14 protein-coding genes are annotated in these 13,228 nt (G+C 69.3%); 6 read left to right on the forward strand and 8 right to left on the reverse strand.

The features are described 5' to 3' along the window. Window positions 1-1,049: protein adenylyltransferase SelO family protein (locus tag FXN61_RS39435; RefSeq protein WP_167978997.1), on the forward strand; the 1,049-nt coding region annotated here is incomplete at its 5' end. Next, a complete protein-coding gene (tsaA, locus tag FXN61_RS39440; RefSeq protein WP_188135984.1) occupies window positions 1,049-1,444 on the forward strand; it encodes a tRNA (N6-threonylcarbamoyladenosine(37)-N6)-methyltransferase TrmO in 396 nt (131 codons plus the stop codon). The genes FXN61_RS39435 and tsaA, both read left to right, overlap by 1 nt. Window position 1,445: 1 nt before the next feature. Here the strand turns inward: tsaA and FXN61_RS39445 are convergent, their stop codons facing one another. The 6 genes from FXN61_RS39445 to FXN61_RS39470 all read right to left on the reverse strand — a co-directional run bounded on the left by FXN61_RS39445 (window position 1,446) and on the right by FXN61_RS39470 (window position 8,856). Continuing rightward, window positions 1,446-4,040 (reverse strand): type 1 periplasmic-binding domain-containing protein, encoded by a 2,595-nt coding sequence (locus FXN61_RS39445; protein ID WP_167978998.1) that lies wholly within the window; start codon window positions 4,038-4,040, stop codon window positions 1,446-1,448. Between the two features lie 256 nt (window positions 4,041-4,296). Continuing rightward, the gene (locus FXN61_RS39450; protein ID WP_167978999.1) at window positions 4,297-6,135 is read right to left on the reverse strand and encodes a transketolase; all 1,839 of its coding nucleotides are present in this window, start codon (window positions 6,133-6,135) and stop codon (window positions 4,297-4,299) included. A gap of 3 nt (window positions 6,136-6,138) precedes the next feature. After that, window positions 6,139-7,218, reverse strand: a complete 1,080-nt coding sequence (gene tal, locus FXN61_RS39455) for a transaldolase (RefSeq protein ID WP_167979000.1) — start codon at window positions 7,216-7,218, stop codon at window positions 6,139-6,141. Window positions 7,219-7,298: 80 nt separating this feature from the next. After that, window positions 7,299-7,853 carry a hemerythrin domain-containing protein gene (locus FXN61_RS39460; RefSeq protein ID WP_167979001.1) on the reverse strand — a complete coding sequence of 185 codons (555 nt, stop codon included), beginning with the start codon at window positions 7,851-7,853 and terminating at the stop codon, window positions 7,299-7,301. A 12-nt stretch (window positions 7,854-7,865) separates the two neighbouring features. Continuing rightward, entirely contained in the window at window positions 7,866-8,519 is a 654-nt protein-coding gene (locus tag FXN61_RS39465; protein ID WP_167979002.1) for a hypothetical protein, read from the reverse strand. A gap of 10 nt (window positions 8,520-8,529) precedes the next feature. Next, window positions 8,530-8,856, reverse strand: coding sequence for a plasmid stabilization protein (locus FXN61_RS39470; protein WP_167979003.1), 327 nt, complete (start codon window positions 8,854-8,856; stop codon window positions 8,530-8,532). 83 nt (window positions 8,857-8,939) lie between these two features. On the opposite strand from FXN61_RS39470, the gene FXN61_RS39475 reads away from it, so the two are divergent. The 3 genes from FXN61_RS39475 to FXN61_RS39485 are packed head-to-tail and all read left to right on the forward strand — an operon-like array spanning window position 8,940 to window position 11,262. Then, window positions 8,940-10,124 carry a cytochrome P450 gene (locus FXN61_RS39475; protein ID WP_167979004.1) on the forward strand — a complete coding sequence of 395 codons (1,185 nt, stop codon included), beginning with the start codon at window positions 8,940-8,942 and terminating at the stop codon, window positions 10,122-10,124. Continuing rightward, window positions 10,121-10,915 carry an SDR family oxidoreductase gene (locus tag FXN61_RS39480; RefSeq protein WP_167979005.1) on the forward strand — a complete coding sequence of 265 codons (795 nt, stop codon included), beginning with the start codon at window positions 10,121-10,123 and terminating at the stop codon, window positions 10,913-10,915. Before FXN61_RS39475 ends, FXN61_RS39480 begins: the two co-directional genes overlap by 4 nt. Next, window positions 10,915-11,262 carry an NAD(P)H-dependent oxidoreductase gene (locus tag FXN61_RS39485; protein ID WP_167979006.1) on the forward strand — a complete coding sequence of 116 codons (348 nt, stop codon included), beginning with the start codon at window positions 10,915-10,917 and terminating at the stop codon, window positions 11,260-11,262. Before FXN61_RS39480 ends, FXN61_RS39485 begins: the two co-directional genes overlap by 1 nt. Here FXN61_RS39485 and FXN61_RS39490 read toward each other — a convergent pair. Then, window positions 11,234-12,379 (reverse strand): RNA-guided endonuclease InsQ/TnpB family protein, encoded by a 1,146-nt coding sequence (locus FXN61_RS39490; RefSeq protein WP_223165803.1) that lies wholly within the window; start codon window positions 12,377-12,379, stop codon window positions 11,234-11,236. The genes FXN61_RS39485 and FXN61_RS39490 overlap by 29 nt on opposite strands. A 38-nt stretch (window positions 12,380-12,417) precedes the next feature. On the opposite strand from FXN61_RS39490, the gene FXN61_RS39495 reads away from it, so the two are divergent. Continuing rightward, complete coding sequence (locus tag FXN61_RS39495) at window positions 12,418-12,933, forward strand: flavodoxin family protein (RefSeq protein ID WP_312878353.1); 516 nt, start codon at window positions 12,418-12,420, stop codon at window positions 12,931-12,933. On the opposite strand, the gene FXN61_RS39500 is transcribed toward FXN61_RS39495, so the two are convergent. Continuing rightward, on the reverse strand, window positions 12,843-13,228 hold a 386-nt coding region (locus tag FXN61_RS39500), incomplete at its 5' end, for a phosphatase PAP2 family protein (RefSeq protein WP_167979007.1). The two genes, FXN61_RS39495 and FXN61_RS39500, sit on opposite strands and share 91 nt — an antisense overlap.

Consider the following 13,228-nt stretch of genomic DNA (forward strand, 5'->3'; position numbering starts at 1 on the left):
CCGCGATCGGCCCCATGCTGCGCGAGTACGTCGTCAGCGAGGCGATGAACGCGCTGGGCATCCCGACGACTCGCTCGCTGGCCGTCGTGGCGACCGGCGGCGTCGTCCACCGCGAAGAATCGCTGCCCGGCGCCGTGCTCGCGCGCGTCGCGGCCAGCCACCTTCGGGTCGGCAGCTTCCAGTACGCCCGCAACACCGGCGACCACGACCTGCTGCGCCGCCTCGCCGACCACGCCATCGCCCGCCACCACCCCGGCAGCACCTACCTGGAGCTGTTCGCCCAGGTGGTCGCCGCGCAGGCCGCGCTCGTGGCCCAGTGGATGCTCGTCGGGTTCATCCACGGCGTCATGAACACCGACAACATGACGATCTCCGGCGAGACCATCGACTACGGCCCGTGCGCGTTCATGGAGGCGTACGACCCGAAGACGAAGTACAGCTCGATCGACCACCGCGGCCGCTACGCCTACGGCAACCAGCCGATCATCGCCGAGTGGAACCTCGCCCGCCTCGCCGAGGCGCTGCTGCCGTTGTTCGCGGACGACGAGGACAAGGCCGTGGCGCTCGCCCTCGAGACGCTCGGCACGTTCGACGGGCACTTCGAACAGGCCTGGATCGGGGGCATGAAGGCCAAGCTCGGCGTGTCCGGCGACGTGAAGCCGCTGCTCAAAGACCTGCTCGCGCTCATGCACGAGAACCACGTCGACTTCACGTCGTTCTTCCGCGACCTCGGCAAGGCGGCGAGGGGCGACGCCGAGCCCGCCCGGTCGCTGTTCCTCGACCTCGCCAGGATCGACGCCTGGATCGCGCGCTGGCGTGAGCTCGGGCCGGACGGCGACGCGATGGACCGGGTCAACCCCGTCTACATCCCGCGCAACCACCTCGTCGAAGAGGCGCTCGCCGCAGGGTCCGGCGGCGATCTGGGCCCGCTGGAACGGCTGCTGGACGCCGTGACCTCCCCCTACGACCAGCGTCCAAGACTGGAATACTTCGCGGAGCCTGCACCGCAGGACTTCAGTGCCACCTACCGGACCTTCTGCGGGACCTGATGAAGCTGCAGCCGATCGGCCACGTCGAATCGCCCCTCACCGACCGCGACTCCTCGCCCAAGCAGGGCGACGAGGGCGCGCCGGAAGCCTGGCTCATCTTCGCCCCGGAGTACGCACGGGCGATGCGCGAACTCGCCGCAGGCCAGGACGTCCTCGTGCTGACCTGGCTCGACCGCGCGGACCGGTCCGTGCTGGCCGTGCATCCCCGCAGCGACCAGAGCAGGCCGGAGACCGGCGTGTTCTCCACCCGCTCGCCGGACCGCCCGAACCCCATCGGCCTGCACCGCGTCCGGATCCTCGCGGTGGACGGGCTGAAGGTGCGGGTCGCCGACCTGGAGGCCCTCGACGGCACGCCGATCGTGGACCTCAAACCGGTGCTGGGCACCGAACGCTGACCTACTGCGGATCGCGCGGACAACCACCGTCCTGCTCCAGCCCGGCGGCCAGGTCGGCGGGGAATGGCAGCTCGCCGCACAGGAGCCTCGGCGCCGAGGTGTTGTCCGGCTTGCCCTGCAACACCAGTACGGCCTTGTTCGACGGCAGCCGGGTGCTGGTGCTGAACCCGATCGTCCCGGTCGCGCCCTGGATCGCGTTGTCCGGCCGGATGCTGCCGATCCCGGCGAGGAGCCCCTCACGCACCCGCGCGCCGGGGTCGGTCCTGCGGACCTGCCGCACGCCTTCCGCCAGCACCTGCACCGAGTCGTAGGCAGCAGCCGAACGACCGTCCACCAGCGTCTTACAAGTCTTGCGGAACACGTCGAGATAGTTCTTGTAGAACGGCACCTTCGCGCAGTCGGCCCACGCGGCGGGGCTCGCGAACGACAGGTAGTCCAGTCGCACGTTGGGGAACTGGGCCATCGTGCCCTCGAGGATGAACCGCGTGGACGAGTCGCCCGCGATCACCGGCGGCGTGCTGCCCAGGCACCTGCTGTTCATGCCGCGCAGGAACTCCGCGAGGTACTGGGAGCGCCCGGCGTAGAAGACCGCGTACCCCGGCTTGGCCTCGGCCGGACAGGCGCCCTGACCGAGACTGGCCGGCGCCAGGCCCTCGTCGTCGCTCGCGACCCGGTACGACCTGTACTGGCTGACCGCGATGTTGCGCTCACCGAAGGAAGCACGAGCGTCCTCTGCCAGGTTCTGGCTGTACCTGTCGGCCGGGTCACCGGAGTAGAAGATCGCCACGTCGGTGACGTTGAGGCGGCTCTGCGCGTAATAGGCGGCGACCCGCGCCTCCCGCATGTTGTTGGGCCCCACCTGGTAGTAGTACTCGTTGATGCTCGCCATGTCGTCCGCGGACGTCAGCGTGCCGATGACCGGCAACGCGTTGCTGCCGAGCCGCTTCACCACGGACTTGGCGGTGTCGGTACTGATCGACAAACCGGTCACCGCGACGACGCTCCGATCACGCGCCGCGAGTTCGATGATCTTGTCCGCGGCGATGTCCGCGGAGGCGAGGCCGCGCCCGCCCGGACCCTCGCCACCGTTGGCCAGCAACATCTTGATGGGCACGTCGCTGGTCTTCTGCGCGACCCACACGCCGCGCAACTCCTCGACCAGAGCGTGGAAACTGTTGGAGGTGCCGGGAGTCAGCACGCTCAGGAACACGATCGTGATCGCGTCGGGCTTCAAAGCCGCCTTGCGGTTCTCGTCCACGATCCGGCCGTAGACGTCCTCCAGCGCGGGGCGGATGTCCTCCGGCACCGAGTCGGGAACGAAGTGCCGCAACGGATCCGCGGACACACCGATGCATTCCGACCCTACCCGCTCCAGCGGGGAACGCCACGACACCGACCACCACTCATCGCACCTGGCGTGGTTGTAGAACGGCACGGCCACGAGCGACGCGGCGATCAGCAACAACACGAGTGGTGCGGCGACGGCGCGGCGCAGGTGCAACGGCGGCAGCTCGGAAAGGCCACCGACAACACCGCGAGCGGGCTCGGAGGCATCGGTGTCGAGCGCCAGCACCCAGTTCTCGGAGCGCGACAGGTGTCTGAGCCAGTCGTGATAGCCCGCGAGCGCGTCGGACGCGTGTGTCGGCGGCACGTCGCCGGACTCCCCTGCGGAGATCACCAGCAGCGGATCCGGGCGGCTCAACGGGTTCGCTCGCCAGGACTGTCCACTCCGGACACTGCTGCGGGCGCGACCGATCGCGTCCACCAGCCACCGTCCCGAGGTCGAGCCGGAGACGTCGTCGATCAGCAGCCACGGATACCCGGTCCGTCGTCTGCCGGTGCCCCACAACGTCCAACGCCGATGAGAACGCCGTAGATCCTCCAGCAACGCGCGCACCAGCAGGTCGCCGACCTCGTCCTCGTGCCGCTCCGCCAAGCGTTCCTTCACGAACGCACGAGCCAGCCGGTAGAGGCCGTGGCGCGACCGGCCTCCGAAGGCCTGTTCGCCGACCCACGTCGCCGGACGCCACAGCAACGCCATCAGCGCCAGGCCGATCCGCGGCATCAGGCCGATGACCAGCCGGATCCACCAGGGGAAGTCCTGGGCGAGGTCCTGCGCGCCGTCCGTGGTCATCCGCACGCGCCGCCGCAGGTGCTGCCGGAACTCCCGCGCGATCTCCCGTTCCTCCTCGTCGGCCTCGACGTTCGCGGGCAAGGTCAGGTCGAGCAACCACCCGACGAGCGCGTAGTGCGGAAACCGCAGCTTCGCCGCGCCCCGCACCTCGCCGGCGAGCTGGCCGACCACGTCGTCGAGCAGCCTCCGTTCGGAGTCGGCGGTGCCCTGGACGTGAGCGAACGCGACCCGGCGGCCTCGAGCGGTGGCCGGCCGGTTGGCCAGCGCTTCGAGCGGACTCTCCACGCCGGGCGGCCGTCGCAGGTGGACGATCGGCAACGGCACGTCGCGGAACGGCCAGCGCGGGCGGACGGCGAGCCGGTCGAGCAGCCGCATCAGCTCGATCGCGCCGCCGAACCGCAGGCCGCGGGTCTGGTCGGAACCAAGAAACCACCCCTGTGACGTCACCCTGGACAGCGCCATCTCACCCGCCGTTCTGCCGGTCCCAAACAGAATCTCGACGGATTGTCGGCCGGGGTGCTCGAAGCATTAGCGAAATCCGGCCAATTCGACGGCGCGCGGAATTCGGCGGCTGGTGAGCCGCGTGCGCCAGCGGGTACCCACCGGGCATGACCCAGCCAGTACCGCCACCAGAACCCGTCCCGCCCACGCCGGGCCCGGACCAGCCGCGGCCACCCGGCCCGGACCCGGATCCTCTTCCTCCGATGCCCGAGCCGGTCTAGCCAGGACTCTCGAGAAGCTGCCGCGCCGCCGTCACCACGGCCTCGGCGTCGATGTGGGCGGCGTGCAACAGCTCACCGGGCTTGCCGGACACCGGCATCGCGCCGACGGCGAGCTTGCGCACCGGCGGCCGATCGGGACATGCGGCCAGCGCGTCGAGCACGGCGTCGCCGAGCCCGCCCTCTGGCCAGTGGTCCTCCACCGTCAGCACGGCACGGGTCTGATGGGCGGCGTCCACCAGCGTGTTGCCGTCGATCGGCTTGATCGAGTAGCAGTCGATCACGCGGGCCTTGATGCCGTCACCGTCGAGCACCTCGGCCGCCTTCTCGGCCTCGGTGACGGTGATTCCGCACGCGACGATCGTCAGGTCGTCGTCATCGCCGCACCGCACCACCCGGCTGCCCCCGACACGGATGTTCTCGTCCGGTGACGTGCGCACCGGTGTCTTCCCGCGCAACGTCCGCAGGTACGAGATGCCGGGGAGCGTGGCCATCTCCGCGACCAGCGCGACCGTCTGGTTGGCGTCGGAGGGATGCAGCACGGTGCTTCCGTGGACGGTGCGGAACATCGAGATGTCCTCCAGCGCCATCTGCGACGGACCGTCCTCGCCGATCGACACCCCGGCGTGCGAGCCGCACAGCCTCAGGTCGGCGCGGGAGACCGCGGCCATCCGGACGAAGTCGTGCGCACGGGTCAGGAACGCGCCGAACGTGGACGCGAACGGCACCCAGTTGCGTGCCTGCATGCCCACCGCGGCGGCGATCATCTGCTGCTCGGCGATGAACATCTCGAAGTAGCGCTCGGGATGGGCCTTGGCGAAGAGCTCGGACATCGTCGAGTTCGACACCTCGCCGTCGAGCACCACGACGTCGCCGCGCAGGCCTCCCAGCGCCGTGAGCGCCTGCCCGTACGCCTGCCGCGTCGCCACCTCCTCCCCGATCTCCCAGCGGGGCAGCTTGCCCCCGTCGGTGCTGAAGCGCTGCGGCGATCCTGGCGTGGGCGTCCTGACCTTCACCGTGATCGAGCGGGCACCTCCGAGCTCCTCGATCGCCTCGGCAGGTTCCTCCAGCGGTTTGCCGTGCCTGCCCGGCTTGTCCTCGACGGCCTTGACCCCGCGCCCCTTCCTGGTCTTCGCGAAGATCACGGTCGGCCGGTCGGTGGTCGACGTGGCCTGGGACAGTGCCGCGTCGACGGCGTCCAGGTCGTGGCCGTCGATCGCGATGGCCTTCCACCCGAACGCTTCCGCGCGGGCCACGTAGCCGTCGAGGTCCCAGCCGAGCATCGTCTCGCGGGTCTGGCCGAGCCGGTTCACGTCGACGATCGCGGTGAGGTTGTCGAGCCCCGCCCAACCGGCGTGCTGGAAGGCCTCCCAGATGGAGCCCTCGGACATCTCCGAGTCACCGCACAGCACCCACACCCGGTACGGCAGGGCGTCGAGCCGCTTTCCGGTCAGCGCGAGACCGACGCCGACGGGCAGGCCGTAGCCAAGTGAGCCGGTCGCCACGTCGGTCGGCGGGATGCGGGGCGTCGGGTGGCCTTCCAACCTGCTGCCGAACGCGCGGAAGCTCAGCAGTTCCTCGTCGGTGATCGCGCCGGCCGCCTTGAGCATCGCGTAGTAGAGCGGTGAGGCGTGCCCCTTGGAGAACACCAGGTGGTCGTTGGCAGGGTTGTCCGGATTCTTGTAGTCCAGCTTGAGGTGGCCGTCGAGCAGCACGGCCATCAGGTCGGCCGCGGACATCGACGACGTCGGATGCCCTGAGCCGCCCGCGTCGCTCGTGCGGACCGAGTCGACCCGCAGCTGCTGGGCGAGTTCGTGGCGGAAGTCGTTGTTGGGCAAGGGTCACCTCCGAGCTGGTTGAGCGGTCAGGCTGTCGAGGAGCTGCTGGTAGGAGTCGGCGAACTTCCGCACGCCCTGGCGTTCCAGCGTGTCGGTGACGTCGCGGTAGCTCACCTTGATCTCGCCGAACCGCTCCAGCACGCGCCGCGCGGAGTCCACGTCCTTGGTGAGCGTGTCGGCGACGCGGCCGTGGTCGAGGAAGGCCTCGATCGTCTTGCGCGGCATGGTGGTCACGGTCTCAGGCCCGATGAGCTCCTCGACGTAACGCGTGTCGCGGTAGGCCGGGTTCTTGGTCGACGTGGACGCCCACAGGCACCACTGCGGTGTCGCACCGGCCTTCGCCAGCTCCTGCCAGCCCAGGCCGGAGAAGATCTCCCGGTACTGCTGGTAGGCGAGCTTGGCGTTGGCGATCGCCAGCGTGCCCTTCAGCACCTGGTGAGCGCGCATCGCGTCGAGCCGCGCGTCCGCTTCGGTGTCCACTCTGGACACGAAGAACGACGCCACCGACGCGACCTTGCTCAGGTCACCGCCGTTGGCGTGCAGTCTGTGCAGTCCACGGATGTAGGCCTGGGCGGCCTCGCGGTGCCGGTCGATCGAGAACAGCAGCGTCACGTTGACCGGGATGCCGTGCGCGATCGACTCCTCGATGGCCGGCAGGCCTTCTTTGGTGCCGGGAATCTTCACGAAGAGGTTCGGCCGGTCGATCATCTCGTGCAGCCGTCGCGCCTCGTCGATCGTCGCCTGAGTGTCGTGGGCGAAGTTCGGGTCTACCTCCATCGACACCCAGCCGTCGCGTTCCGAGGTGCCCTTGCCCGCCAGCAGGTCGCAGGCGTCACGGACGTCGTCGGCGGCGAGAGCGAGGAAAAGCTCCTTCGGGTCCTGCCCGTGCAGCTCGCGCTTCTGCGCGTCGTAGGCGTCGCCCCTGCTCATGGCGTCCTGGAAGATCGTCGGGTTCGACGTCACCCCGAGCACGCCTGCGTCGACGAGCGCGGCGAGGTCACCCTCGCGCAGCAGGTCCCTGGACAACTGGTCCATCCACGGGCTCTGGCCCCGTTCGGCCAGGCCATGGAGTGCGGTGCGCATGACGGTTCCTCCCGTCGTTCGGGTCCTCTGGGCGAATACCCGCGACGGACCTGCCAACACACCGCACCCAGGCCTTTGACCTAGGACCCGGCCTTCTGCATCTCGCGCTGCAGCTCCGCCTTGCTCATCGAGGAGACGTTCTGCAGGCCGAGGTTGCGGGCCTGCGCGAGCAGCTCCTCACGGCTGGCCTGACCGGGAACGTCGCCGAGGTGGTCGGCGCGGATGTGCGCGAACTTCTCGCCGAGCTCGTGGCGGCGTTGCTCGCTCAGGCGGCGCTTCATGCCCGGCAGGACGGTCTTCTCCTCTTCCTCGACGTGGTGGGTGACCGCGTCGACGACCTCGCGCAGCTTGGCGTCGTACTGGGGCGAGTCGTACTCGCAGTCCAGCAGCTCGGCGAGCAGACGCTCGGCCTGAGCGTGCTCCTCCTGGCTGTGCTCGACCTCGTCGGACTCGCCGGCCTCCTGCTTGGCCACCGGGTAGACCTCGGTCTCCTCCGCGCGGCTGTGGGCGACGAGCAGGCCGCACAGGACCGGGGTCAGCAGCGGCCGTTTCTCCGGGTGGTTCTTCAGCTCCTCGAACAGCCGCTCGACCTCGCGGTGATCCTGCATGATCAGGTCGACGACGTCGTACCTCACGGTGGTTCTCCTTCAGTTCGGGTTGTCCCTCGGATAGCGCGTGGAGATGGGCGCGAGGCCGCGCCGTCCGATCCGGCCGAGCGCCACACCGAACGCGCTGATCACAGCCACGGCGACGACGGCACCGATGACGATCGACCACGTCAGGCCGGCGTTCAGGAGTCCGCAGGCCGCACCGGCGACGACGCCCGCGACGAGTCCGTTGATCAGGTTGACCAGACCGGCGACGCCGAGTGCCGTGCCGAGCAGCCGCGGACGACGGGCCTTGGGCCAGCCGGTCTGGCCGGCGTCGGCCTCGACACCGGCCGTGTCGTCGTGGGTCTGCCGGACGAAAACGTCCTTTGTGGATGGTTCGAGGTCGCCGTAGACGTGCCGGATGCGGTTGATCCCCAGGCCCGCCTGCACGTCCTCGATCGTGAGCTCGACCGTGCGGAAGAGCGTCACGAGCCCGACCAGGAACAGGCCGGTGAAGATCACCAGCATCAACGTCAGCAGCACCTGCGGCGACACGACCTGGGCGGCGAACCCGAGCGCGATCATGGACGCGGAGATGGTGGTGAGCAGGTGTCCCGCCCGGCTGGCCGCGTCGGCGATCGTCGCGGTGCGCACCATCTGCAACGTGTAGTGCTCGGTCGTGAGAATCGTCAGCGCCGAGGTCTTGTCCACGTCTGCCAAGTCAGCGTCCCAGTGCGTTCGCGAGCTCCTTCTTCGTCATCGTGGAGCGGCCCTTGATGTTCTTCTTCTTGGCCTCGTTGTAGAGCTGCTCCTTCGTGGGGCCCTTCGGCCTGTTCGTGCCCGACCGCTGCCCGCCGCGCTTCTGCGGCGACGTGTCCTTCGTGGACGACCGGCTCGCGGTCTTGGACTCGCCGGACTGGGCGCGGTTCTTGTTCACCGTCCGCGCGGCGATCTCCTTCGCCCGCTTGGACGAGGCGCCACGGCTTTGGGCGGAGTCCTTGATGTGCTCGTACTGGCGTTCACGTTTCGCGTTCGATCCCGCTGGCATCACGACCTCCTGGTTCGTGCTGAGCCGCGAATACCCCCGGTCAGGGCGGTTCACACCTGCGTGACGCCGGGTAGCCGACACCTATGGCGATCTCTTCACGACTCGACACGACACGAGTGCTGGCGGCGGTGTTGCTGCCCACGCTGGCCAAGGGCGTCATCGTCCGCAGGCCGGGCGTGATGGCGCTCGCCGAGAAAACGCAGTCCGACGCGACGGCGATCGACACGATGCGGCACCTGCGTGACCGGTACGGACCCGAACCGGTGCGGCTGCGCATCACCGGCCGCAGCGTGGCGGTGCTCGTCGACCCCGCTGACGTCGGCCGGTTGCTGGCCGAGTCACCGGAACCGTTCGCGTTGGCGACCAAGGAGAAGAAGGCGGCCCTGAGGCACTTCCAGCCACACGGCGTGCTGGTGTCGGAGGGCGAGGCGCGGGAACGGCGGCGTGAGCTCAACGAAAGCGCGCTGCGGCCGGAGAACGTGCCGGTCGACGCGATCGTGCGCGACGAGGCCGACCTGCTGACCCGGCACGTGATGAGCACCGGCGAGCTGACCTGGGACTCGTTCAGCCAGGCGTGGTGGCGGATCGTCCGCAGGATCGTGCTCGGCGACGGCGCCCGCTCGGACGACCAGCTCACCGACGACCTGAAGGCACTGCGGCAGAACGCGAACTGGGCCTTCCTGCACCCCAGGCAGCGCGGCCTGCGCGAACGCTTCCAGCGCAGGCTCGACGAGCACCTTGAACGGCGCGAAGAAGGCAGTCTGGCCGCTCAACCAGGCGACCTGTCCGGCCAGGTTCCCCACTGGCTGTTCGCCTTCGACGCGGCAGGAATCGTCACCATGCGAGCGTTGGCCATCGGCGCGCGCGGCACGCACGGCATCCTGGAATCGGCACGGCTGTGGCCGACCACGCCGGTGATCCTGCGGGAGAGCACCAAACCCACCCACTGGCACGGCACCTGGCTGCCGAAGAACACCGAGTTCGTCGTGTTCACGCCGTTCTTCCACCGCGACGAGGACCGGCTGCCGTACGCCGACCGGTACGCGCCGGAGATCTGGGACCGGCCGCGCGACCCCGCGATCGTGCCGTTCAGCGGCGGCCCCGGCGTCTGCCCAGGCCGTGATCTCGTGCTGGCCACGGGAAGCGCGACGCTGGACGCGCTCAGCGAGCACCTCTCGTTCCTCGCGCTCAGCGCGCCGCTGCCGAGGACGTTGAACCACTTCGCGCTCCGCATGCATGCCACACCCATGGGTACTCGCGTGTCATGAACGCACCCCTCTACGCCGTCGTGACCGGTTCCGACTCCGGCATCGGCAAAGCCGTCGCCGTCGCACTGGCGGGCGGTGGCGTCGACGTCGGCATCACCTACCACGAGGACGCCGACGGAGCCGCGAAAACCGCCGACGAGGTACGCGCCGCGGGCGCCCGCTGTGCCGTGCGCCGGCTGGACCTCACCGACCTGCCCACAGCGGCCGCCGTCGTGGACGAGCTGGCAGAGGAACTGGGCGGCGTCGACGTCCTCGTGAACTGCGCGGGCACCGGCAGCAGCCAGAAGGTCATGGACATGCCGTTCGACACCTGGCGCTCCGTGCTCTCGGTGGACCTGGACGGCGCGTTCCTGTGCTGTCAGCGCGCGGCCAAGCGCATGATCGACGCCGGGCGCGGTGGCCGGATCATCAACATCACCTCGGTGCACGAGCACCTGCCACGGGTGGGTGCCGCTCCCTACTGCGCCGCCAAGGCCGGGCTCGGCGCGCTGACCGAGGTGCTCGCGCTCGAACTGTCCGAACACGGCATCACGGTCAACTCGGTGGCACCGGGCGAGATCTCGACGCCGATGACCGGCCAGGAGGACGTCGACCCGCACACCCAGCCGCGGCCGGGCGTGCCGCTCGGCCGTCCCGGCCACGCCGCGGAGGTCGCGGCCGTGGTGGCGTTCCTGGCGACGCCGGCCGCTTCGTACGTGACCGGAGCGTCGTTCGTCGTCGACGGCGGCATGTCCCTGATGGGACCTCAAGCCAGCGGAATGCTCACCGACGAGAAGTGGAGGCAGCCCTGATGCGTGCGGTGGTTCTCAACTGCACCCTCAAGAAGTCGCCCGACCGGTCCAACACGGATCTGCTCGCCCAGGTCGTCGTCGACGAACTGGCCAAGAAGCACGTCGAGGTCACCACGTTCCGGCTGGCCGACCACACCATTCCCCCCGGCATCACGACCGATCTCGGTGACGGCGACGAGTGGCCGCGGATCCACGAACAGCTGGTCAACTACTCGGCTCTGAAGACCGAGCTTGACTACTCTCGACCTTCTGGGGCGTTGTTCGCGTTCCTCGTCCGCCACTGGCTGTGGCGTGCGGGCCGCATCTACCGGCAGCTGCTCATGCAGCCATTGGTAAGGGCACGTTGACGAGTACCCACGCGCGCCGTGCCCGATCACGGATGTTCACGGCGGCGACGACGTCGGCGGGTCCAGCAAGACCGCACCGGCGACACGAGAACCAATCCCTGGTGGGCCGGTTCGAACGGGACGTGTGCTTGCACCTCGGGCACATCTGCGAGGTGTAGTGGGCGTCCACCAGCAGCACCGGCACACCGGCCCGGCGAGCTTTGTAGGTGATGTGCTGTTCGAGCTGGTGGAACGGCCAGGAGGACTGGGTGGCTCGCTGGTACCGGCGGGGCCGTACCCGGTCGCGGATGCCGTGGAGTTCCTCCAGGGCAATACCGCGGCCGGTGCGTTCGGCAACAGCCACGATGTCCTTGGCGATACGGTGGTTGACGTGCGCCGCGTGCCGAGCTTCCCGGCGCGATCGCTTCTTCAGGCGACGCGCGGCGGACTTGGTCCGCCTGGCCTGCAGCTCGGCGCGTTTGCTGGCATGCCAGCGGCGGTAGCGTTGCAGGCGGCGACCCTGGAAGTTGTCCAGGTCCGAGGTGGTGGCCAGGTTCGTGATACCCCGGTCCACACCGATCCAGTCGGCAGGCTCGAACTGGGGCATCTCCGGAATCTCGCAGGTGGCAATCAGGAACCACATGCCGTCGCGGAACAGCAGATCCGACTCGCCCTGGCGGTGGGCGCGCAGCGTCTCCAGTTGCGCTGGCGAACCGGCGAACCGGACGTCCTTCATCCTGCCCGCGGTCGTCCAGATGCTGACCGTCTGTGCATCCAGCCGCCACGACAGGCAGCGGTCGTCGAACGGCTGGGCCGCCCACCGGCGAAACGAGATCGGTTTCGACTCGGCCTTGATCCGACGCGTGCCGGTCAGGTTCCCCGCGCGGATGCTGGCGCGCACGGTCGCGTAGGCGTCCGCGACCTTCTTGATCACGTGCTGGGCGGCCTGCGCACCCAGGCCGCGAGCCTTCAACTCGCCGTAGGTGAGCTTACGCAGCGCGTACTCACCGAACACCCCGCGCTCGAACGCCGTCCGCGACACCCAGTCCGCAGCCTCGTTGCACGCGTGCAGAGTCGCCGCCAGCGCCGCCGCCTGCCCGGCGGTCGACAGCAGCTTCACCTGCACCACCAGCTTCACACAGCCGAACATACCGAACGCGTGTTCGACACAGACGGGTGCCCGGCTCGGGCACCGCCGCATCCCAGCGTTCGGGCCTTTCCTCGCGGCGTCAGGACACCGCAGACCTGCGGAACGCATTCCTCCCGGCCGTTAACGGCCGGGTTCCTGCGATAGCTTCGCTGAACGCCGAGATCCTGGTCTTCGCGACCCCGACGTGGGTCGGCCACCCGTCCTCGCTCGCGCAACGGGCGCTGGAGCGCATGGACGCGATGATCTCCGAGACCGACGACGAGGAACGGCCGGTGGCCTACAACCGGGTCGCGGGCGTCGTGGTGACCGGCAACGAGGACGGCGCGCACCACGTGATCAGCGAGATCGCCGGCGCGCTCGGCGACATCGGCTACACGATCCCCGGCCAGGCCTGGACGTACTGGAACCGCGGTCCGGGTCCCGGCCCGAGCTACTCCGACACCGACGAGGGTCACGAGTGGTCGGAGAACACCGGCCGCACCATGGCGGCCAACCTGCACGCCGTCGCCCTGGCCTTGGCGGAGCGCCCGATTCCGGCGTGAGCCAGCGCCACCAGCACACCGATCAGCAAGCCGCCCAGGACGTCCGTGGGCCAGTGCACGCGGGTCCTGAGACGGCTGTAGGCCACCAGAAGCGCCACTGGCGTCACGAACACGGCGGCTCCGCGGTCCTCCAACGCGGTGGCGGTGCCGAACGCGGCAGCAGTCACCGCGTGCTTGGACGGGAACGACGACGAGTCAGGATGTTCCGGCAGTGCCCGCCGCGCGGGCATGGTGGCGGCTTCCGGCCTGCGCCGGTGCACCATCAGGCTCACGAGGTGGCCGACCGGCATCGCGA

The organism is Lentzea indica, assembly GCF_012184385.1.
Lineage (GTDB): Bacteria > Actinomycetota > Actinomycetes > Mycobacteriales > Pseudonocardiaceae > Lentzea > Lentzea indica.